Source organism: Microcoleus sp. FACHB-SPT15 (assembly GCF_014849525.1).
Lineage (GTDB): Bacteria > Cyanobacteriota > Cyanobacteriia > Cyanobacteriales > Coleofasciculaceae > Symplocastrum > Symplocastrum torsivum.
Genome location: NZ_JACJNU010000047.1, coordinates 70701 through 93031 on the forward strand (window position 1 = coordinate 70701; position 22331 = coordinate 93031).

General features: G+C 46.3%; 15 protein-coding genes. 7 read left to right on the forward strand and 8 right to left on the reverse strand.

Features of this window, described 5'->3' with window-relative positions:
• Positions 1-217: 217 nt before the first annotated feature.
• The gene (locus tag H6F98_RS15475) at positions 218-1393 is read right to left on the reverse strand and encodes a PAS domain S-box protein (protein WP_192219595.1); all 1176 of its coding nucleotides are present in this window, start codon (positions 1391-1393) and stop codon (positions 218-220) included.
• Between the two features lie 442 nt (positions 1394-1835).
• Here H6F98_RS15475 and H6F98_RS15480 point away from each other — a divergent pair, with 442 nt between their 5' ends.
• Together H6F98_RS15480 and H6F98_RS15485 are read left to right on the forward strand one after the other, a co-directional pair.
• Entirely contained in the window at positions 1836-2090 is a 255-nt protein-coding gene (locus H6F98_RS15480; protein ID WP_192219596.1) for a DUF1830 domain-containing protein, read from the forward strand.
• A gap of 211 nt (positions 2091-2301) precedes the next feature.
• Entirely contained in the window at positions 2302-2640 is a 339-nt protein-coding gene (locus H6F98_RS15485; RefSeq protein WP_192219597.1) for a hypothetical protein, read from the forward strand.
• A gap of 67 nt (positions 2641-2707) precedes the next feature.
• On the opposite strand, the gene H6F98_RS15490 is transcribed toward H6F98_RS15485, so the two are convergent.
• On the reverse strand, positions 2708-4084 hold the full coding sequence (locus H6F98_RS15490; RefSeq protein ID WP_192219666.1) for a proton extrusion protein PcxA: 1377 nt from the start codon (positions 4082-4084) through the stop codon (positions 2708-2710).
• Positions 4085-4199: 115 nt separating this feature from the next.
• Between H6F98_RS15490 and H6F98_RS15495 the strand changes: the two genes are divergently transcribed.
• Positions 4200-6389, forward strand: a complete 2190-nt coding sequence (locus H6F98_RS15495) for a recombinase family protein (protein WP_192219598.1) — start codon at positions 4200-4202, stop codon at positions 6387-6389.
• On the opposite strand, the gene H6F98_RS15500 is transcribed toward H6F98_RS15495, so the two are convergent.
• Both H6F98_RS15500 and H6F98_RS15505 read right to left on the reverse strand, forming a co-directional pair.
• On the reverse strand, positions 6382-7716 hold the full coding sequence (locus tag H6F98_RS15500) for a serine/threonine-protein kinase (protein WP_192219599.1): 1335 nt from the start codon (positions 7714-7716) through the stop codon (positions 6382-6384). The two genes, H6F98_RS15495 and H6F98_RS15500, sit on opposite strands and share 8 nt — an antisense overlap.
• A 164-nt stretch (positions 7717-7880) precedes the next feature.
• Complete coding sequence (locus tag H6F98_RS15505) at positions 7881-9071, reverse strand: serine/threonine-protein kinase (protein WP_192219667.1); 1191 nt, start codon at positions 9069-9071, stop codon at positions 7881-7883.
• Positions 9072-9357: 286 nt separating this feature from the next.
• Between H6F98_RS15505 and H6F98_RS15510 the strand changes: the two genes are divergently transcribed.
• Complete coding sequence (locus tag H6F98_RS15510; protein WP_192219600.1) at positions 9358-10584, forward strand: RNA-guided endonuclease TnpB family protein; 1227 nt, start codon at positions 9358-9360, stop codon at positions 10582-10584.
• Positions 10585-10732: 148 nt separating this feature from the next.
• Here H6F98_RS15510 and H6F98_RS15515 read toward each other — a convergent pair whose 3' ends face one another.
• The 3 genes from H6F98_RS15515 to H6F98_RS15525 form a co-directional block, all read right to left on the reverse strand.
• Entirely contained in the window at positions 10733-11932 is a 1200-nt protein-coding gene (locus H6F98_RS15515; RefSeq protein ID WP_192219601.1) for a serine/threonine-protein kinase, read from the reverse strand.
• A 125-nt stretch (positions 11933-12057) separates the two neighbouring features.
• The gene (gene trpD / locus H6F98_RS15520; RefSeq protein ID WP_192219602.1) at positions 12058-13119 is read right to left on the reverse strand and encodes an anthranilate phosphoribosyltransferase; all 1062 of its coding nucleotides are present in this window, start codon (positions 13117-13119) and stop codon (positions 12058-12060) included.
• A gap of 160 nt (positions 13120-13279) precedes the next feature.
• Positions 13280-14368 carry an acyl-CoA desaturase gene (locus H6F98_RS15525; RefSeq protein WP_192219603.1) on the reverse strand — a complete coding sequence of 363 codons (1089 nt, stop codon included), beginning with the start codon at positions 14366-14368 and terminating at the stop codon, positions 13280-13282.
• Between H6F98_RS15525 and H6F98_RS15530 the strand changes: the two genes are divergently transcribed.
• The 3 genes from H6F98_RS15530 to H6F98_RS15540 all read left to right on the forward strand — a co-directional run bounded on the left by H6F98_RS15530 (position 14367) and on the right by H6F98_RS15540 (position 18144).
• Positions 14367-14546, forward strand: a complete 180-nt coding sequence (locus H6F98_RS15530) for a hypothetical protein (protein WP_192219604.1) — start codon at positions 14367-14369, stop codon at positions 14544-14546. The two genes, H6F98_RS15525 and H6F98_RS15530, sit on opposite strands and share 2 nt — an antisense overlap.
• 84 nt (positions 14547-14630) lie before the next feature.
• Complete coding sequence (locus tag H6F98_RS15535; protein WP_192219605.1) at positions 14631-14786, forward strand: hypothetical protein; 156 nt, start codon at positions 14631-14633, stop codon at positions 14784-14786.
• Between the two features lie 406 nt (positions 14787-15192).
• Positions 15193-18144, forward strand: a complete 2952-nt coding sequence (locus tag H6F98_RS15540) for a PAS domain S-box protein (protein WP_192219606.1) — start codon at positions 15193-15195, stop codon at positions 18142-18144.
• Between the two features lie 72 nt (positions 18145-18216).
• On the opposite strand, the gene H6F98_RS15545 is transcribed toward H6F98_RS15540, so the two are convergent.
• The gene (locus H6F98_RS15545; protein WP_192219607.1) at positions 18217-22326 is read right to left on the reverse strand and encodes a filamentous hemagglutinin N-terminal domain-containing protein; all 4110 of its coding nucleotides are present in this window, start codon (positions 22324-22326) and stop codon (positions 18217-18219) included.
• Positions 22327-22331: the final 5 nt, after the last annotated feature.

The window sequence follows — 22331 nt, forward strand, 5'->3', positions numbered from 1 at the left end:
ATATTTAGCCTTTCCTAGCGAGACTGAGTACTTAGGAAATCCTATACTTATAGTTTTAGTTAAAAGCTCATTTGTTTTAACTCTATCTAGAGATTTGCTTTCTGTACAAGTCCATCTATCTAAAGGATAAAATTAGTCATATAAATCTGTATAGAAGAACACTCAGAGGCTTGTTAACTATGACCTGTTAACGGTTCACCGATAACAAGCACTTCCGTTAAATTTCATTCTTTATAATCATGTGCTGCTTAGAATCAAAAGTAATCTTACCTTCTCGGCGGAACTTACTAAGCAGCCGTGTGATTGTCACCCTCGTCGTGCAGCAGGCATCTGCTAAGTCCTGATGCGTTATCCGAACAGTCAAACGAGTACCTTGACTAACACTTTGACCAATTTCCTTTTTTAACAACTGCAATAGGTGATATAGACGGTCTTTCACTTGTCGCTTTCCAGCAATGGCTAAAAGTAATTCAGTTTGCCGTAAGCGTGCGTTGATAGGCGACAAAAGAGCTTGCGTCAGATGAGGAGAACCTGCAATTTCTGATAGGGAAATGTTAACTAACTGAACTTCATCCGAAAATGCAATGGCTTGGTATATCGGCAGTGAGGTCAGGCTAGAGCCAAAAGGCATTGATGACCCGACCAACCCCATCAATATCTCGTCGCCGCTTTCGCTCATTGTGCTTAGCTTTACCAGACCTTGACGAACAATGTATAACAGCGAAGGTTCTAGGTGAATCAGCTCACCTTTGGAATAGCAATGCCAAGGACGATCATGGTAAGAGTTATACTCACTAGTATTAAGCGCCTTAAGTGCCCGCTTGCGCTCGCTGATGTCCCGTACTATCCAACGCAGGGTAACCGCTTGGTCTAGAACCTCGCGAACAACGGATATATTCACAGCCGCCTCAAAGGCTTCACCATGACGGGGTTGTAGACTCAGTGCCGACTCCTGTACCCATTCAGACCGATGCATCTGGAGAAGCTTGTTGCGAAATGCTCGACGTTCTTGGGGAGGAATGAAGCTAACAAGCAGTTTACCAGGTAAAAATGATTGCTCAATGTTGAGGAGAGTAGCCGCAGCACGATTAGCTTCCAGAATTTTCCCTTGGTCATCGGTTACCAAGTAAGCATTTGGCATGAACTCAAAGAGTTCTTTGTAGCGTTGCCGTTCTGCTTCAACCTGCGCTCGTGTTGTGGCTAGTTCTTCAGTCTGCTCAAGCAGTTGTTCTGCAGCTACCTGTAGTTCTTCTGAGGCTGTACCGAGTTCTTTGAAGGCAACGGGTAGCAGTAAATCTGATGTTGGCTGTAGCGCAGTATCTGCGCCTCGGTACATCTCAGCTAAGCGCCAGTGAATTGCTTGTACTTGCTGAGCAAACCTATCTACGTTCATATTAAACCTTGAATATTCTTTCGACTTGAGGTGAGCATAAAGAGTTTGCTTCCTCTATACACTACCCAATTGAGAGATTAGTAAGGAATTGGCTGTTTGTACTTTAATCCATTATCGCGAAACGATGGACAGCTAGGTTGAGGAGCATTAATGTTGTTGTGTAGAAAATTAAAATCTTCATAGATAACCTTCCCTCCCTCGGCGGCGTTGTAACTGAGGTTACACAGATAGTTAACATCAGTTCTGTTGCTAGGTAGAAGTGCAACGTATACAGAAGTAGTTATCTTTTTAATGACCAACTCCTATGCCATACCTGGGAGTACCGAATAAATGTAAACGGTAGACATTTTAATGTGTATGTCTTCTACGCCAACTGCTACCTAACTTGCCTATCGGTCTATCTCCCAGGTGCTTTCTTCTACTCACTCTCACTAGAACCCTGATGTCGATACTTACTGCCTCTGAGAAAGCCACCGCTTCTAAAAGCGATCGCAAAATTTTATGTTTTTACATCAACACCACTAGTCAAGTTCAAGTTATCCGAATTACAAATAGTCCCAAGTTTAATTTTGAGCGAGTTATCTTTCCCGGTCAGCGTGAAATGTTTGAGGCTGGGCTAGAAGGTTTTTTAGAAGTTTGCACAGAGACTAACAGTTTTTTTATTCCTTGCCAACAGCTTAGTGTTATTGAAAGCTGAGTCAGCGCTAATAAATTTCTATTTTTAGCTATTACGACCTAGGGAAGGCTCCAGAAAAATCATCATACAAATCACAACTATAGCGGTTCTCAAATAAGTAGAGTACCCTCAGCTTCTGCCCTTTGCCCTGGAGCCTTGTGCCTTAAAGCCAACGACTTTGTCTCTCAGCAAATAGAGAAACGCTATAAATCATTGAAACTTGAGGTAATGAATGCTTCCTAAGTTAATTAACTTAACCTTGTATCTAGTAATTAAAGAAGTTGACAGTGTCTTAGAAGATTGCCCTAAGCAAGCCTATCAAGCAGCTTTTTCAATCCAGCAATGGCGGCATAAGTTGATTAATTGTGTCCTCAACCAAATCCCCAATTACTATACGATTATTAAGGATATGAAAGACCTACCAGAAGACCCTACCATTCTCTACCGTTGTCCAGAGGAACAGTCAATTCTCAAAGCTTTAATTTATAAGAGTATGGCTGAAGTTTTGCAACAAAACTCAGAGTCAATCAGTGGTGATATTGTTCAAGAACAAAGTTCCAATAATTACTGACTGACCATCTAAGCAGAATGGCACTGACTTAGAAAGAATTGGTAAACGGTTTATTAGCCTTACCAGCTTATTCATTCATATTGCGATAGGTAGCCACTGCCGAAGGGGACACCCGATTTAGATAGCGGAAAATCCAGTATTTAATAACTGAATCCAAAATAACTGGGAACGTTGCAATAAACAAAAATATGAAATCTCGGCTTTCTGGAATTCCTAGATGTTCGGATACACCTTCAAGGATAACTTCCCATCCATGAGGTGAGTGGAACCCCACAAACATATCAGTAAACAAGATAATTATAAACGCCTTGGCACTATCACTGAGACCATAGACAATATCATCCATAAAAGATTTTAAAACTACAATATCTTGCCTACTGCTAAAAATAACCAAACCAAACGCGGCAAGGGAAAGGATATCTGAGAAAATATTTTTAATAGCATTGGCACTTCTATCTCTATATTCTTTTGCCATTTCAACGGCTTTTTCTCTCACTTGCTCTTCCCTTTTCTCTTGAGACAATTCAGGAGAAAAACCTAGCAAACTCTTAAACTTTAGTTCTTCTTCAAACCGCTGTAATTCGACAAAAGCTTCCTCTTCCATATCAAGATTTAAGAAGATAACTGGATTGTCCTCGCTTCTGAAGTGGTCAACAACCGGGCCAACAATTAAAGTTTTTGTGACTTGATGGGTTAGAATGGGAACAATAATTAAGGTAAGGATAAACTTAAGGGAAATTATTGTTTTAAGTTTAGAGTTGCGGAAGTTTTTAACGACTTCTTCTTCAGCTTTTGGGTCTAATTCACTCTGAATTCTATTAAATGTCCTTAAAATTGACCTGGGTAATACACCTGTTTTGTCAGAAACCGTCTCAACATTAGTTACTACACCCCTTTTGGTTACAGCTTCTTTTTGCAAAGACTTGGGTTGTTTAGGGGTTTGGTCAGTAACAAGTTGATTGGAGCTAGATTGGATAACTTGATTGGCTTTGGGTTGAGGGATGGGGATTAAAGAAGCAGAAGGTACAGGAGACTTCTTTTCTGTATATTTGCCGACTATCTCATCAATAAAATTTAGTTTCTCAAAAATGATTGACTGCTTTTCGTTGAGGTCACTAGGATAATATTGACGGGGATTATTACTACCATCTATACGATTAATGTTGAGCATCTTTTGCTCAGAGTTGCTGAAAATAGAACGACTGCCTCTAAACTCTGCAAGCCTGAATTTAACAGTTTTCAAGTATTTCTTCAGCTCTGACTCGAAATAGGAAATTACACTATCACCGTAGTCAGCAGATTCAGCGGATATTTTTTTGCCATTAAAATGTTCATCTTCAATGGCTTTAATCATTAAGGCAGCTTTGTAAGCTTGGTCTAAGGCTCTTTCTGGTGTATCGGAGAACCATCGATTGGCAGTGCGGAAGAGAAAGTTTAGCTTCATCGAAACAAAGGTTTCAAAATAGAAGGCAATTCCGGTAAGTTCTGACATTCTGTAATGCCAGAGATTTTAGATACCATGTACGTGGTATGTTAACAGATTTACACAAAAGAGATTGGTGCTTCAACATTCACTTTGGATCACTGGAGCAACGCGCAGTGGTAAGACAACTCGCCTTGTGAGTCAATTTTGCCAATGGATTGAAGCGGACATCGGTAAGTCACGATCGCTTTCTCGTCCCTTCTCGCGGATGAGCCGTCGCGACAAAAGACTTGCCCCAGGAATATTAGTATTTGCCGCCAATGACGATACGCGGCGGGATTTGGCTGATCGGCTGACAATGGCAATCCAAGGACGGTACCCGATACTGTCTAAAACACCATTAGGTTTTTTTCAGGATGAGGTGATGCTGTTTTGGCCGCTATTAATTCAGCGGTTGAATCTCAGGGCACAGTTTCCCTTGCGGCTGCGTCCCGAAACTGAGCAAGAGTTGGCAACCCAATTGTGGCAGGCTGAGTTGGAACGCTGGGGAACACAGCTACCAGGGGCGAATGAGGATGCGAAAGTGCGTCGGATTTTGGACTTGTTGCAGTTGGCGGCGGTGAGTGGGACAGCCGTTGGAGATATTCCAAGCATTCTCGAAACGGGTTTCCTGGAGGATCAGGGGACACCGGAACTTTGGGAGTGTGTTGGACAGATGCTCCTGAACTGGCGGCGTTGGTGTCTCGATCAGGGGTTTCTGACGTATGGAATAATTTGCGACTTGTATTGGTCTGAACTGTTGCAAGATGCAACGTATCAACAGCATTTGCGACAGCGATGTCAAGCAATACTAGCCGATGATGTAGATGATTATCCTGCGATCGCACGCGACTTATTTGAGCTTCTCTTAGACCAAGGAGCGGTTGCCGCATTTACCTACAACCCTGATGGTAAGGTACGCTTGGGCTTGAATGCTGACCCCAACTACCTGGAAGGCTTGGCAGGACGTTGCCAGATTGAAAGCTTGGATACACTACCGATTGGTTCCCTAGCAGAACCGTTAGGAGGTATTGCTGTAGATTTAGTCAGCGACTCAGTGATTTTGTCTACACTACCGGAGTCATTACAGTCCATGCAAACCACCTCTCGTGCCGCACTGTTAAGGCAGACGGCTGAGGTGATTATTGAAGGCGTACAATCGGGACAAGTGCAACCCGGAGAAATTGCCGTTATTGCCCCTGGTTTAGATGCGATCGCGCGCTACACCCTCACCGAAATCCTCACCAGTCATAACATAGCCGTAGAACCGCTGAACGACCAGCGTCCCCTGATCAGTTCGCCAATGATTCGTGCCCTCCTAACGCTCTTAGCCCTGGTTTATCCGGGTTTAGGACGCTTAGTTGACCGGGATGCCGTTGCCGAGATGCTAGTGGTTCTAAGTCGCAAGCAAGAGGTACCGCTAGACGAGGGGGAATCACCCATCACCACACCTCATATTGACCCAGTTCGGGCTGGGTTACTCGCTGATTACTGCTATTCCCCTAACCTAGAACAACCCAACTTGCTACCCGTGGAATCCTTTCCCCGTTGGGACAGATTGGGGCATCGCGCAACAACCGCTTATACAGAGATTGTGCAATGGTTAGAAATACAGCGATCGCAACAACAACAACGGCTGATTCCCTCCTGCGTTGTCGTTCTTGACCGAGCCATTCAGAAATTCTTGTGGAATGGTAGTAACCTTCCCTACGACCAACTAGCCGCACTACGGGAACTGATGGAAACCGCGCAACACTACTGGGAAGTCGATGGACGCCTCCGGAAAACGCCCTCTGATGCCGCAAACCAAGCCGGGATAACGAGGAAAGATACCCCAGCCCACACAACAATTGGTCAATTCATCCAACTGCTGCGTCGTGGTACCGTTACCGCAAATCCTCACCCCGTCCGTCGCCTTGCCCCAGCAGCGAATAACACCGTCACTCTCGCCACCATCTTCCAATACCGCGCCAATCGCCGCTTCCACCGTTGGCATTTCTGGCTCGATGCGGGTTCTCCTCTCTGGGACAAAGGCGGTGCCGCGACTCTGTTTGGAGCTAACTTATTTCTCCATGAGTGGTCAGGACGCCCTTGGACAGAAGACGATAAAATCGCGGCGGATAGTCAACGGTTGCAGCGGATTTTGCGAGACTTATTGGGGCGTGCCGGTGAGCGGATTTACCTGTGTCACAGCGACTTGGCGGTGAATGGTACCGACCAAGCAGGCCCATTGTTACCGTTAGTCAATGCGGCAGTTCCCCGTAGTTCTGAAGCCGTCTTTACTTAAGGTTTAGCCAGCTTTGGATTTCTTGCGCCAACCAAGCACATTCCAGTTCCGTTAATCCGTGACCAAAGGAATAGGGTTCGGTGCCAGTAAGCAGGACTTTTGCGCCATCCTTGCTGCTGTAGCAACACGTATACATAATGTCAGAGAGTGACCCTTTATAGCGAGTAATGACGTAGTTAAACCATTGCCATTGCAGTTCAAAACGACTCGTATTGCGGTTGAAGTCAACTTGAGTACGTTGGTGGCGAAACTGTGTGTATTTAATTGAGAAGATCAAGAGGGCTGTCAAAAATGGCAATCCGATTAATGGGATTCCCACATTAGTCACTATCCAGAGAATGCCAACGAGCGCAAACATAGCATAACTGCCTAACAGCGCAAGCCCTTGCTTACCTCTTGGGCTACGCTCAGGGATAACAATTCGTAGCCGTTCGGGAGACTGACTCACCTGAACGCGAGTCCCAAACGGTGGGCGGAGTCGTCCAGTACTAACAGGAGCAGACAATGCCGCGTTCTCAGGAGTTTGAATACCAAAGCTGAGAGCTTTCATGGCTTCGTCAGCCGTGCTAAACCGACGTTTCAAGGATGGCTCGGTGAGTTTTTCCAGCCATTCGCTAAAGCTGGGTGTCAGGGTTACCTTATCGCTAAACTGAATTCGTAAATCATCTTGGGGCAAGTCAGCCGGAGCAGTACCTGTGAGCAGATGAATTAGACTGGCTCCCAGTGCGTAGAGGTCAGATGCTGGAACTGCCCTCCCACCAAATTGTTCCATTGGTGCATAACCATAGGTTCCGACTACCGTAAACGTTGCCCCTTCTTTGACGGCTCGGTCTTGTACGGCTCCAAAATCAACTAAATAGACCTGTTTATCCTCACCCAAAATCAAATTACTCGGCTTAATATCCCGATGCAGTACCTGCGGCTTCAATTCATGCAGATAAATCAGAATGTTCAAAACATTGATCGCAACTTGGCGAACTTGCTTCTCAGTAAACCGTTTCCCCTGATTCAGCAATTCCTTCAGGGAGGCACCGGGGATAAATTCTTGGACTAATCCAAACCAAAGCGATCGCTCATCAATTGAAAAATAATCATAGTACTTGGGAATCCGGGAATGGTTGAGCTGTTTGAGAACCTGGGCTTCCCGTTCAAATAGTTTCAGGTCATCCCACTGCACCTCACCCCCAAATGCCAGCAGCTTGACAATCACCAATGCGGCGGGAATGGCTTGCAAATCCTCTGCTAGCCAGGTTTGACGCCCTGCATTTTGTCCTAATTTTTGTTTAAGTTGATAGCGATCGTGTAAGATTTGTCCTGCTTCTAGCATTTGGTTCTTGATGGTTTTAAGCCAAATATCTTTAGTGAAACTGAATTCTCTTTCCTACTCCTTTTAAGGGTAGGTTTCTAATAACTATCCTTGACAATGGAGTGATGAGGTGATGGGGAAAAAACTCCCAAAGTTCATGCGTATTACCTCTTAACCCAGAGTTTTTAAAGAGAACCTAGGAAACCAGCGATGATCGCGATATAGATCCAAGCCATTGGTATCCCAATAAAAAGCCCAGCCATCGTCCAGCCTCGTTGATGGGCTTTGAACTGTTCAATGCTTCGCCACTTTCTACTTTTCCAAGCCCATTCATTGCCTTTTGCCCCCAATGCGATCGCAACTAACCATCCAACTTGCGGCACTAAGGCAAGTAGTCCAATCCAAACTTTGTTTGTGAACGGCCAGAAGTAAGGCATCAAAAAAGCACCCCAATTCCAACCCTGAATTTCATCAGGTACTGGCACTGAGGAATCAAATAAATCCCCACACCCTGAATTATTCACGACGGTGACTACGGCTGGCTTCATGAGCTGGCTGTCTCTAGGTTTGTCAGGTACCATGCCGGATTCCAGAGCAGAAAGTGCTTGTGAGGCGCTTTTAAATCGTTGCTCTGGAGCTGGTTCTGTTAGCTTTTCGAGCCACTGCACCATACTACGACTGAGGTTTACCTGCTCTTGAAAGCCAATCCGCAGATTCCGTTGCGGCAAGTCTCCAGGCGCACACCCAGTGAGCAAATGAATTAATGTTGCCCCCAAAGCATAAAGATCGGAAGCAGGCACTGCCCTGCCGCCAAACTGTTCCATCGGTGCATAACCATAGGTTCCCACGACGGTAAACGTCGCTCCCTCTTGATGCGATCGCTCCTGCACTGCCCCAAAATCGACCAAATAAACCTGCTCATCCTCACCCCAAATCAGATTGCTGGGCTTGATGTCACGATGCAAGACGGCAGGGTTCAGGTGATGGAGAAACTCTAGTATTTTCAGAATATCAACCGCGATTTTGCGAACTTGGCTTTCTGTAAAGCGTTTACCCTGAATTAGCTGTTCCTTTAATGATGAGCCTGGGATATACTCCTGCACTAAGCCAAACCAAAGCGATCGCTCATCAATGTGAAAATAATCCCGATACTTGGGGATACGAGGATGGTTGAGCTGTTTGAGAACCTGGGCTTCCCGCTCAAATAGTTTCAGGTCATCCCACTGTACCTCGCCGCCAAAGACAAGAAACTTGACAATTACAAATTCATCTGGTACAAGCAAATCCTCTGCCAGCCAGGTTTGACGCCCCGCATTCTGCCCCAGTTTTCGCTTGAGTTGATAACGCTCTTGTAATACCTGTCCTGCTTTTAGCATTTGGTTCTTGATGCTTCTAAGCCGAGTTTTCTCTAATTTAGCTAATCGCCGGAAGCCCCACACCATACCTGTACCCAGGTTGGTGTGGGGTGGAGCTAGCGGTCAATCAATGGGGTTCAATACCCCTTTGATTGACAATCTCCTAATAAGTTCTCGGAGTACGTCATTTTGAGTTCGTCCTTTGGTTTTGCAGTACTTCACTAGATGCTCATACTCGCTATCAGATGGGCGGATTGTTATTTTTGTCATACCATCATATTGCCGTCACTTCTGGTATGATTATGTCATGAGAATAGCCTATCAGTACCGATTACGTCCAACTCGCCAGCAGTCCACAGTGCTAGACAGATGGCTATCCATGCTGTGCGCTCAGTACAACTATTTGTTGGCTGATAGGTTTAATTGGTACGAGCAAAACCGTTCTCCTGTTAATGCTTGCCCTCTTATCTGTCACCTACCAGAACTACGAGACAACCCTGATTACTACAGTCAAAAAAAGACGTTACCTCAACTCAAGGAAACTCATCCTTGGTACGGCGAAATCTATTCGCAAGTCCTTCAGGATGTAGTCAAGCGAGTTAAGGTAACATTTGACCGTTTCTTAAAGGGTGACAGTAACGGTAAACGTAGTGGCAGACCGAGATTCAAGGCTCGTAACCGTTATCGCACGTTTACCTATCCTCAGATGAAAGAAGGATGTTTGCAGAGCAATCTGATTAACTTACCAATGTTCGGAAAAGTTAAGGTTATTCTGCATCGTCCTATTCCTGACGGGTTCAAAATCAAAATCGCATCTGTCACCAAGAAAGCTGACGGCTTCTATCTAACACTCTCTTTAGAAGATAAAACTGTTCCTGAAATTAAACCAGATTTCAATCCAGATAAAATCACTGGAATTGATATGGGGTTGAAGGAATTCTTGACAACTTCTGAGGCTGAAACGGTTGCTATCCCTCAACACTACCGTAAATCTCAGAAGCGTCTGCGGGTTATCCAGAAACGGGTATCTCGTCGCAAGAAAGGGAGTAATGGCAGACTGGAAGCCATCAAGCAACTAGGTAGACAACACAAAAAGGTTGCAGACAAGAGAAAAGATTTCCACTTCAAAACAGTGAATTGGCTGTTATCGAAATATGACGTAGTTGCTCACGAACAGTTGAACATCAAAGGACTTGCTCGTACCCGATTGGCTAAATCTGTTTTGGACGCTGGGTGGTCAAGCTTTCTGTCGATACTGACAAACAAAGCCGTAAATGCTGGTTTGATGGTTGTCCCAGTCAATGCCCATAATACATCACAAGATTGCTCTGGTTGCGGTGAGAAAGTACCAAAGAAGCTGCACATTCGTTGGCATAGTTGTTCATGTGGATGTGAACTAGACCGTGACCACAACGCAGCAGTGAATATAAAAAATAGAGCGGTAGGGCAATCCGTTCTTAAAGCTCAGTCAATGTCCGAAGCAATAGCTGGAGTCGCTGAGAAGCCTACACCAACTGAGTACAGTATGGTGTAGGAGTTGTCACCTTTTAGAACTCCGATTAGTAGATAGGTAGCAATAAAAGCATCTCCCTAATTCAGGATATCTTTGCCCTAGGGGCGCAATTAATTGCACCTCTAGAAGCTGGTGATTAACAATCAATGTATTATCGGAATCTCTAACGCTAATCAAGAACTTCGGCAAGAATCGATAAAATCATCGGTAGCCAAATAAAAATTCCAGCAATTGTCCAACGGCGTTGGTGCATTTTGAACTGTTCAATACTCTTCCACCGTCTACTCTTCCAAGCCCATTCGTTGCCTTTACCCCCTAATGCGATCGCAACAATCATTACCCAACTAGGAGAAGGTACCCAAGAGGACAGCCCAATCCAAACATGATTGGTGAGCGGCCACAACCACGGCATCAAAAACGCACCCCAATTCCAACCCTTAATTTCATCAGGAACGGGTACTGAAGAATCCAGTAAATTACTGTTCCCAGAATTATTGACAAATGCTAGGGATTTCATCGGGGTGAGTTCTAAAGGCACCTCTCGACTATCCTCATGTTTGTCAAGTACGATACCGTATTTCAGCGCAGAAAGCGCTTCTGCCGCACTCTGAAAGCGTTGCTCTGGTGCAGGTTCTGTCAGCGTCTTTATCCAGTTCACCATGCCACGACTAAGGTGTACCCGCTCTTCAAAGCAAATTTGCAAATTTCGAGAGGGCAAGTCAGCAGGTGCTGTCCCGGTGAGCAGATGAATCAAGCTTGCACCCAAGGCATAAAGATCGGAAGCGGGTATCGCCCTGCCACCAAACTGTTCCATCGGTGCGTAACCATAGGTTCCCACCACAGTAAACGTTGTTCCTTCTTGATGCGATCGCTCTTGTACCGCCCCAAAATCTACCAAATAAACCTGCTCATCCTCACCCCAAATCAAATTGCTGGGTTTAATATCGCGATGCAGCACAGGGGGAAGGAGTTGATGGAGAAATTTTAGAATCAACAGAACATCGACAGCGATTTTACGAATTTGTTCTTCCGTAAATCGCTTACCTTGGGTTAGTTGTGCCTTTAGAGAGTTCCCTGGAATATATTCCTGCACCAAGCCAAACCAAAGCGATCGCTCATCAATGTGAAAATAATCCCGATACTTAGGGATACGGGGATGATTGAGCTGCTTGAGTATCTGCGCTTCTCGCTCAAATAGTTTTAAATCATCCCATTGCACCTCACCACCAAAGGCCAGCAGTTTGACAACCACTAATTCAGTCGGTGACACCCCGATATCCTCAGCCAACCAAGTTTGACGCCCTGCATTCTGTCCCAGCTTTTGCTTGAGCTGATAACGCTCATGTAATACTTGTTCTGCTTGCAGCATAGGAGTGGCTATTCCTTGAACCCGTCTTCCCTCCAATGTAGCCAGAACTCAGCCGGTAGGTGTATTTAGCCCAGTAAATAAAATTCTCTCGTTAAATCTTTTTATAACTGGAGCATTGGCTATCTTTAGCTTAAAAATTCTACTAGCTGCTCCAGCTTTGACCAAGCCGCACCACTATTCATGACCTCCCTCGCTAGCTCAATCCCGGCTTTATGGTCTTCTAGGGGAATAATACCACCGACTTGAAGCGCGAGTGAGGCATTTAATGCCACAGCATCCTGCTGTGCCTGTGTTGCTTTACCTTGCAAAACATTCCGCAAAATCAAAACATTGTCTTCAACATTCCCGCCTTGCAAGGCGCTTGTTGGTGCTGGAGTTAAGCCTAGCTGTTGGGGATCTAGGGTTGCTAGCCGCACATCACCCTCCGAAAGGAGTGCCATGTCAGTTTTGTCGGCTAAACCTGCCTCATCAAGTTTTTCCCGTCCATGCAGGACGATCGCTTTTGGAGTTCCCATCTGGCACAACGCTTGAGCAACAGTTGCGACAACCTTGGAATCAAATACCCCAAGTACTTGTCCTGTAGGGCGCAACGGATTCACCAGTGGCCCTAAAAGGTTAAACACTGTTCGTACCTTCAGTGTTTGTCGCAGTGGCGCAACGGCTTTCAGCGCTGGGTGCCAACCACGAGCAAAAAGAAATGTGATACCCACTTCATCCAGTGCCGCTTGCACCTTCTCGGCGGACGCGGATAAATTAACACCCATAGCTTCCAGGACATCCGCTGAACCAACGAGGCTTGAGGCAGAACGATTACCATGCTTCGCAACCCGGACACCAGCCGCTGCCGCAACAAAAGCAACAGCTGTTGAAATATTAAAAGTTAATGCACCATCTCCACCTGTGCCACAGGTATCAATGACAGGTGTTTTGTGGTTGATTGCTGTCTTTTGTAACGATTGAGATTGCAACACATCTGCCATCCCTGCTAGTTCTTGGGCAGATACGCCTTTGGCTTGGATAGCGGCAAGAATCGCACCTGATAAAGCTTCAGGAATTTCCTCATTCAACCATCCTTGCATTAGCTGTGATGCTTGATTGATCGATAAAGATTCTCGATCAAGTAACTGTTGCAGCAAGCTAGACCAGTTAATTGTGGTTTGCGCGATCGCAGTAGCCAAGTCACTCATGAAACGTTAGTAAGTTAGGTGGGCAGCACTAAACATAGCTCGTAAGGGGAATTTATGATTAGTGATTATTAGACATTTTTCTAGCTAACCACTAACCATTACAACCCTTCCGACGTTTATTATTGTCGTAGCCAAAAACTGCCTAACTTCAGTTGGAAGATTAGGCGCATCCTAACAACCGTAGCCAACGGGCATGGGAGTTTATCGCAGCGAGAAAAGTTGGGTGTGAAGCGTACTTAACCCCAAACTGGGAACACACCGATTCAACAATTGGGGCAAGAGCGGGATAGTGGATATGACAGACATCTGGAAACAGATGATGTTCCACTTGGAAGTTCAGTCCACCCACATACCAAGTCAATAAACGATTATCACGAGCAAAGTTAACAGTCGTTGCTACCTGATGCATTGCCCAGGAATTGTTAACGTGGTTCGAGTTTGCTGGAAGGCTTGGAAAATCTGCTTCCTGAACACAGTGGGCTGCCTGAAACACAATGCTCAGTACAAAACTGGCAATAAACGCAGTCAGCACATAGCAAACAACTACCTGCCACAGTGGATGAAATAGAGCAGGAATCAGGAAAGCCCAGCTAAAGAACATTACCTTTCCCAGCACGAACACCACTAAATCTCGACCTTGGGGTCTGGGAAAACGATGTTCCCCAATCCGACCTTGTATAAGTATTTGGAAGTCTGAGTAGAAATGCCAGTTAAACGCTAAAAGACCATATATCGGCCAGAGGTAGATATGTTGAAAGCGGTGAAACCAGAGGTGTCGTTGCTGAGGAGCGAAACGACACAAGATTCCCAGGTCAATATCATGGTCAACTCCCACAAGATTGGTGTAGCTATGATGAATGACATTGTGCTGCCACTTCCAAATGTAGGAACTGCCGCCCAGCAGATCTAGGCTCATTGCCATTAGCTGATTGACGAATTGTTGCTTGGAGTAAGCCCCATGACCGCCATCATGCTGTATGCTAAAACCAATTCCTGCCATCGCCAAGCCCAAAGAGACTGATAACACTCCAGCTTGCCACCAGTTACTTGCGACAAATACGAGCAATACCCAAGAAATCGCAAACCACGACAAGATAACGGCAGTTTTACGAAACATTTGCGGCGGGTCGCGTTGTGGTAGCTCAGTTTGTTGAAAGTATTCTTCGACACGGCGCTTTAACTCACGATGGAACGCTAAGTCTTTGGAGTACTTAACTTTTGTTGTGTGAGAACTCGCACTGGCGTTCATGACTTCGGGAGCGGGATGGCTTGAGTCCGGTTTCCCCTTGGTTGTGGAAAGCTTGGGGGATGTCAAAATCCTTTGGGTTTCGGTCTGCCTCGGAAACGATGTTGGAGGCTTAGGTGATGAACTAGAATTGATGCTCAATGTCACGATGCTTGTGTATCCTGCAATTGCTCTTTTTTGAGAATCCCACAGCTTGAAGCTTATGGAATTTTTTCTATGAAAAGGGAGTTGAGTAAGCCTAGAGGAGAGTTAGGGAAGGCAGGAGATGTGGAGGAAAGTTTTTCGGGGAGATATCTATGCAGAAATCACCTCTTTTGCTCCATCTGTTACTTTTAGTGCCCGTCCCTTGCTTTGCCTCCTCTTTGATGTTGACCTTGTCAAAGGTGTGCATTTTGACTTATCCTCTCTTGCGATCGCTTGACGCTGCCATTGCCAATAGGAATATTACCTGTACAGGAAACAAGAACGCACATATTTAAGCTTAATTTCTAGAAGTGAGGAAATTGGTATTCTATTCCCACATCTTGACAAGATCATTCTTTAGTTACATCAAAACTTGTTGCAACATTCAAGTATGTACCCATTGGAAATTCCTATCAATCATCTCATAAAGGTATTCACAGTTACATCAAGCCAAGAAACCGACTGAACGACGTGATCTATCAAGTCATCTTGCTCGTATGACAGATAAGGAAGGCTTTGAAAAAGATTTAATCCTTCCAAATCCTATGACCTTGCAGTTCAATGTACTAACTTATAAAGGTCAATCAGTTTGTCTTTGTCTCTCGTACAAGCTGCCCAAGAGAAAAAAATTGAGCGTTTGATCAATGCAACTTGGAAATTTATCCGCTGACGTAGCCAATTTAGAGATATTTTCTGCATTTGTGGAACATACGCCTGCTGCCGTTGCTATGCTTGATCGCGACATGCGTTACCTGCTTACATCTCGTCGGTGGCTGACGGATTACGCGCTGGATAACCAAAACCTGATTGGTCGATCTCATTATGAAGTCTTTCCCCTATTTCAAGAGAAACAAGCGAGAGTTGGAGAGCAGGAGAATATTACCCAACTCTCTCATCATCCCATTACCGCTTACTCTCTGAAACGGTGGCAGAAAATTTATGCCTTGTGTTTAGCTGGACAACCCCAGCGAGGTGACTCCGATTATTTCATCAAACCTGATGGCTTTTGGCAAAGGGTAAAGTGGGAACTTCAACCTTGGTATACCAAGACAGGTGAAATTGGTGGAATCATGATGTTCACTGAATTTCAGGAACATCGTAGTCTAACAGAGGAATCCCCGCCAGACAGCGAAGAAGACTATCGTTGGCTTAGAGAAAAAGCAAGCGAAGCAATTTGGGGAACCGCTTCACTGACAAAGACGATTGAGCAGTTACAACAAGAATCAGTAGAGCGTCGGCAAGCGCAAGCGTTGCAAAAGGAATCGGAGGAACGCTATCGCTCTTTGGTTGCAGCGATGGCAGAGGGAATAATCTTACTCGATGCTAATGGGATAGTTTACACTTGTAACTCAGCAGCAGAAAGCATTTTGGGACTGACAGCGGAGCAATTAATCGGGCTAAGTTGTCTTGATTTTTTCAGATCTGCGGTTAAGGAAGATGGTAAGCTATTTCCCCCTGAGGAATACCCAATCCACGTAACACTCCGGACTGGACAATCCTTTACGGATGTGATTATGGGAATCCCCCAAACCGATGGAATCCTGACTTGGCTAAGCATTAATTCACAACCATTGTTTCACCCTAATGAAACAAAGCCCTATGCCGCTGTTGCTTCTTTTATTGATATCAGCAAGCGCAAACAAGTTGAAGCTGAGTTACGTGAGAGTGAAGAACGCTTCCGCACTACCTTCGACCAAGCAGCGGTTGGGATTAACCATTCTGAACCAGATGGCAGATTTGTGCGGGTTAACCAGAAGTTTTGCAACATCATGGGTTACTCCCGTGAGGAATTGTTAGAACGCACATTCCAAGACATTACCTATCCTGACGATTTACTAATCGATATGGAGAATGTGCGATCGCTTTTAGCAGATGAAATCCCAACGTATACGCTAGAAAAGCGCTACATTCGCAAAGATGGGCAGTTAATCTGGGTGCAAATCACTGCCTCGCTGGTGCGTACTCCCCAAGGTGAACCGAAGTACTTCCTGAGTGTTGTCCAAGACATTAACCTACGCAAAGCGGCTGAATCAGCCCTGCGCGATTCGGAAGCACAACTGCGAGAACTCTTTGCTAGGGAAGCATTACTCAATCGTTTATCGAACCAAATCCGTAATTCCCTGGAACTGAATACGATTCTCGAAACTACAGTCCAGGAAATTCGCCAGATTTTGAACGTTGATCGTTGTCAATTTGCTTGGTATTGTCCCTATGAGGCTGAAGCGTACTGGGAGGTCGTTAAGGAAGCGAGAAATCCTGATTTACCCGACCGTCGGGGTTGCTATCCAGCCGAGGTGGTAGGGCAGCTAGCTGAGCAGATTTTAAATCTAGAAGTCCTCCAGGTTGATGATATTGAGACGGTGAGCGACCCGATTTTTCAGCAGTTTGTTCGCTCTCTTGGCTCTAGTTCCGTTTTGGTGCTGCCGATGCAGACACCTTCAGGTACTATCGGTGTGATTAGCTGTAGTCAGAGTCGTGAACCACGTCCTTGGACGGATAGCGAAGTAGAACTTCTACAATCGGTGAAAGACCAACTCCTGATTGCGATTAAGCAAGCTGATCTCTACGCAGCTAGTCGCATGGCAACTCAGAAAGCCCAAGAGCAAGCCACGAAACTGGAACAAGCCTTACGGGAGTTGCAACGTACTCAAACCCAGTTGATTCAAAGCGAAAAAATGTCGAGCTTAGGTCAGTTAGTTGCTGGTGTAGCTCACGAAATTAATAATCCAGTTAACTTTATCTACGGCAATCTGATCTACGCCCAAGAATATTTCCAAGACATCTTAGGTCTGTTGCAGCTTTATCGTACTACCTATACTAAGCCTCCAGCAGTGATTCAAGAGCGGATAGACGCGATTGATTTAGACTTTTTAGTTAGCGACTTAAGTCAACTCCAGAACTCGATGAAAGTGGGTGCAGAACGCATTCGGGAGATTGTGCGATCGCTACGGACATTCTCTCGTGTCGATGAGTCAGATAACAAGCAGGTAGACATACATACAGGGATTGAAAGTACCTTAATGATTCTCCACAGTCGGCTCAAGGCGAAGCCTGGTCATCCTGCTATCTCTGTCATCAAGGAGTATGGAGATTTGCCCTCAGTGGAGTGTTATCCAGGACAGCTAAATCAGGTGTTCATGAATCTGATTAGTAATGCGCTCGATGCTTTAGAAGAAAAGATGAAGTGTGAGCCTTTAGAAATAACGACTAATCCCTCAGAAACAGTTACTAATTTCTCACCGACCATTACGATCAACACTGGCATCATTGGTAGAGATAATCCTACCATCAGCCTTACTCCCCACGCTTTACTTGAGCCAACTATAGGGGAATGTCTGCCAAAAAAAGAGTCTGATGTGGAAGCGAGTCACATCTTCATTCGGATTGCTGATAATGGTGCTGGTATGACGCAGAAAACTCAACAACAACTGTTTGAACCCTTCTTCACAACCAAGCCAGTGGGAAAAGGCACAGGCTTGGGGTTGGCAATTAGCTATCAGATTATTGTTGAGAAACATGGCGGGAAGTTGTGGTGCCATTCTGCACCGGGACAAGGTACTGAGTTTGTCGTTGAGATTCCGATTCATCATCACTAGAGCGCCCGTTCACGTACTAGTAATAAACATAAAAGCCTTCTGCCTTTTGCCTTCTGCCTTTTGCTATAACCGTTATGAACGAGGTGGGTTTTTAGCAGCAGGAGCGTTGCATTTTAGCGCCTGGAAACCACTCTCATGAGGACTTACTGTCGGCACTTGCTCAGTCAGGACAACGTCCCCTTTCTCATTAATTACCCACCCTTGTGCTTCCACCAATGGTCTTTGAGCTGAACGACTAGGCGTTGTTGAAGTAGCAGGAGTGTGGTTCTCTACCTCAGAGTCAAGCGCCACCCAGTTAGTGACTACAGCTTCACCCTGTAGAGTGTCATTAGGACTAGTTGGTAAGCCTCCACGACCCGTAACAGTAAATCGGCTGTTGTCTGCTACTTCACCCGGAGTACAACGGCGGTCAATCTGCCTTGAGGCATCAACCACGTCAGTCGGTAACTCAGCTAAGCCTCGCGTTGGGTCAACACCAGGTGTGTTTTGTTCAAAGTCGCCAGCCAACCCAAATTCGGAAGTGACAGTAATATCGTTGTCAGGGGTAAGCTCAGGTCGAAACTCGATCCCGAAGAGTCCTTGAGTCGTAATGCTAACTTGACCGCCATTACCTTCGAGAGCATTGGCAGTGATGTCGCTCCCTTGAGAACCTGTAGGGGGTGTAGCAACGATAAAGGTAGAGTCAATCGTGACGTTGCCACCCTTGGCTTGGTCGCGAGCATTGGCAGAAATTAGGCTTTCGTTGTCCAAGCGTAGAAAGTCCAAGCCAGTGAGCGTGATGTTTGCTCCACTTTGTGTGCCACTTTTAGCGGTTTCAGCGGAAAGATTGCCTTGGTTAAGGAGTAAGGAATTCGCTTGAACGGTCAGGTCACCCGCCTGCCCTTCGGGACTACTTACCGTGACTTGGGCTTCATCCAAGACAGACATTGCGCTAGTTTCAACCGTCAAGTCCCCGGCTGTGCCACCAGCCGTGGCATTTACCAATAGACCGCTACCTGCACCGCTCAGTTGCACTGAATCAGATGCCTTGATAGTCAAACTCCCCCCGTTGCCTGAGCTTTGCGTCCTAGCACTGATTATTGCCCCATCTCGCACGAGCAATGAGCCAGTGTTAATCGTCACGTCTCCAGCATTCCCGCTCGAACCTTCGCCAGCTCCAGCCCCCAACGCACTAGGAACACCATCGGCAGAGTGACCAATCAGTTGCACACCGTGGGAGGCATTGACCGTCAAATTCCCCCCATTACCTGCACCAAACGTACTAACACTGACAAATCCACCATCCTGCGCTAGCAATGTCCCTGTGTTAATCATCACATCTCCCGCATCTCCTTCACTACCTGTGTTTGTAAAAACTGTTGCTCCATCCCGCACTAGTAACGCAGGAGTGTTAACTGTCAAGTTGCCACTATCTCCAGTACCTTCCGTCCCCGCATAAATACCGCTAGGAAATAGACCGCTTCCTATCAGTTCAACAAACTCAGAGGCGTTAACCGTCACCTCGCCGCCCTGTCCAGCAAGATAGGTGTAGGTCGAGGCATAGGCTCCACCCGTAGCGATGAACCGTCCTGTAGTAATGCTCACATTACCAGCCGCTCCCGTTCCGGAAGCTTCACTTGTCAAGCTGCTGGCACTCAGACCATCTGGCGATTCTCCAAACAGTTGCACTTCTTGGGAGGCGTTAATCGTCAAATTCCCCCCATTGCCTGCACCAGCCGTGCTAGCATCAACTGTTGCTCCATCCCGCACTAGCAAGGCAAGAGTGTTAACTGTCAAGTTGCCACTACCTCCAGTACTGCTACTCCCAGCCTCAGTATAAAGACCACTGGAAAATTGACCCTTTCCTATCAGTTCGACAAGCTCAGAAGCGTTAACCGTTAGTTCGCCACCCCGTCCAGTACCGTAGGTAGAGCTAGAGGCATAGGCTCCATCCGTAGCGATGAACCGTCCTGTGGTAATACTCACATTACCAGCCGCTCCCATCCCGTAAGCTTCACTTACCAAACTGCTACTAGTCCGACCATCTGGCGATTCTCCAAGCAGTTGCACTTCTTGAGAGGCGTTAATCGTCAAATTCCCCCCATCCCCTTGACCGGAAGTGTTAGCATTCACCTTTGCCCCATCCTGCACCAGTAATGTAGCAGTGTTAATTGACACGTCTCCTGCATTACCCTTCGAGTCTTGACCGGACAAAGCGAACAAGCCGCTGAGAAACCCATTGGTACCAAGCAGTTGCACGTCTTGGGAGGCATTTACTGTCAAATTCCCCCCATTTCCTTCACCAAAAGCGTTAGTAGTAACCATTGCCCCATCCCGTACCAGCAATGAGCCAGTGTTAATCGTCACGTCTCCTGCCTTGCCGCTCGATCCTGGAAGAGCTGAAGTAGATAAGCCGCTGCTACGCAAACCATCAGCAGAGCGACCAATCAGTTGTACGTCATGGGAGGCATTCACTATCAAATTCCCCCCGTCGCTTTCACCATTAGTAAAAACATTGATAGATGCCCCATCCCGTACCAGCAATGAGCCAGTGTTAATCCTCACGTCTCCTGCCTTGCCGCTCGATTGTTCGTCTGAGGAAGTAAACAAGTAACTCATGCCAATAAGTTGTACGTATTGAGAGGCATTGATCGTCAAATTCCCAGAGTCTCCTTCACCAAAAGTGGAAGCATCGATAAATGCCCCATCTACCAGCAATGTAGCTGTGTTAATCGTCACGTCTCCACCCTTCCCGATCGATCCTGATTCACTGGAAGTATACAAGCCGCTGCTACGCCGACCATCAGCAGAGCCAATCAGTTGTACGTATTGAGAGGCATTGACCGTCAAATTCCCAGAGTCCCCTTCACCAAAAGTGCTAGCCGTCACTAGTGCGCCATCCCGTACCAGCAATGTGCCAGTGTTAATCGTCAAGTCTCCACCCTTCCCGCTCGATCCTGATTCAGTGGAAGTAGACAAGCTACTGCTACGCCGACCATCGGCAGAGCCACCAATCAGTTGCACACCTTGGGAAGCATTGACTGTCAAATTCCCAGAGTCCCCGTCACCAAAAGTGCTAACACTGACAAATGACCCATCACGCACCAGCAACTGCCTCGTTGTGATGTTGATGTCACCTCCCTTACCTGTAGCTCCCTGTAACACCGAATTGTCGATCAGACTCCCATCAGTTAGGTTGATCGCTCCTGTCGCATTAATGTTAATATTGCCTGCAATTGAATCCGCAGAACCCAACCCGGAACCTATCCCCGCCAAAAGCGCACTTCCTCCCGCCATTGTTAAGTCAAAGGCATTGATGGCAATACTCCCACCACCGCCAGCCTCCACAAATGCGATCGCACGATTAGTCAGCGATATATCGGTAAGTGCCACTCCTTGAGGAAAATTCAAACTCAGGCTAGAACCCTCGCCATTCAGCCTTACAGTACCCGTTCCTGCTACCGCCCCCAACTCGACTCGACCACCAGGCGCCGCCAAAATAGCACCATCTAAGCTAACTTCGCCACCTAAAAGGGCTAAAGTTTGACCATTGGGAACTTGAAGTTGAGATTGCTGCACGGCAATACTTCCCGGATTCCTCCTGAATTGCAAACCCAGAGGAACATTAATAGTTAGCAAGGGGGGAGCTTGTGGATTAGTGGCACTGAACTTTATGCCATTAGGAAATATCACAGCACTTGCCGTACTTGCGACAAATGAGCCTCCTACATCTAATAAGGCATTCGCTCCAAACCTAATCCCATTAGGATTGAGCAAAAATAGATTCGCGCCCCCATCCACACCCAATATCCCTGATAAGTTCGACAGGGTATCGCCCGTTACCCGTGTCAGAATGTTCTCAATACCCTCAGGATTTGCAAAATAAACCCGCTGTTGCTCGTCAATATTAAATTCTGAGAAACTGTGGAAGAGGTTCACGCCGCGAGTTGCTCCACCTTCAATCAAGTCAGCAGGAACCCCCCTAACATTATCCGGTGTAACAAGAGAGCTTTCAGAGCCGAGAGTGGCATCAGGTGTAAGCTGAGCTACGGTGGGTTCGCCCGTGTACGCGATCGCACCAACTAGCCCAAACACCAACGCTATCCCCAACCGCGAACTGAGACACCGTCTAATAGCACGTCTAGTCAAGTCTTTCTTATCAACAGTCAGTTGCACGCAACCCTGAACAAATCTAGCCATCATTAAAT

Excerpts from the sequence above, each read along its gene's own strand:
- H6F98_RS15475 (WP_192219595.1), bottom strand. The coding sequence starts at position 1,393 with ATGAACGTAGATAGGTTTGCTCAGCAAGTACAAGCAATTCACTGGCGC.
- H6F98_RS15480 (WP_192219596.1), top strand. The coding sequence starts at position 1,836 with ATGTCGATACTTACTGCCTCTGAGAAAGCCACCGCTTCTAAAAGCGAT.
- H6F98_RS15485 (WP_192219597.1), top strand. The coding sequence starts at position 2,302 with ATGCTTCCTAAGTTAATTAACTTAACCTTGTATCTAGTAATTAAAGAA.
- H6F98_RS15490 (WP_192219666.1), bottom strand. The coding sequence starts at position 4,084 with ATGAAGCTAAACTTTCTCTTCCGCACTGCCAATCGATGGTTCTCCGAT.
- H6F98_RS15500 (WP_192219599.1), bottom strand. The coding sequence starts at position 7,716 with ATGCTAGAAGCAGGACAAATCTTACACGATCGCTATCAACTTAAACAA.
- H6F98_RS15505 (WP_192219667.1), bottom strand. The coding sequence starts at position 9,071 with ATGCTAAAAGCAGGACAGGTATTACAAGAGCGTTATCAACTCAAGCGA.
- H6F98_RS15510 (WP_192219600.1), top strand. The coding sequence starts at position 9,358 with ATGAGAATAGCCTATCAGTACCGATTACGTCCAACTCGCCAGCAGTCC.
- H6F98_RS15515 (WP_192219601.1), bottom strand. The coding sequence starts at position 11,932 with ATGCTGCAAGCAGAACAAGTATTACATGAGCGTTATCAGCTCAAGCAA.
- trpD (WP_192219602.1), bottom strand. The coding sequence starts at position 13,119 with ATGAGTGACTTGGCTACTGCGATCGCGCAAACCACAATTAACTGGTCT.
- H6F98_RS15530 (WP_192219604.1), top strand. The coding sequence starts at position 14,367 with ATGACTTCGGGAGCGGGATGGCTTGAGTCCGGTTTCCCCTTGGTTGTG.
- H6F98_RS15525 (WP_192219603.1), bottom strand. The coding sequence starts at position 14,368 with ATGAACGCCAGTGCGAGTTCTCACACAACAAAAGTTAAGTACTCCAAA.
- H6F98_RS15535 (WP_192219605.1), top strand. The coding sequence starts at position 14,631 with ATGTGGAGGAAAGTTTTTCGGGGAGATATCTATGCAGAAATCACCTCT.
- H6F98_RS15540 (WP_192219606.1), top strand. The coding sequence starts at position 15,193 with ATGCAACTTGGAAATTTATCCGCTGACGTAGCCAATTTAGAGATATTT.
- H6F98_RS15545 (WP_192219607.1), bottom strand. The coding sequence starts at position 22,326 with ATGATGGCTAGATTTGTTCAGGGTTGCGTGCAACTGACTGTTGATAAG.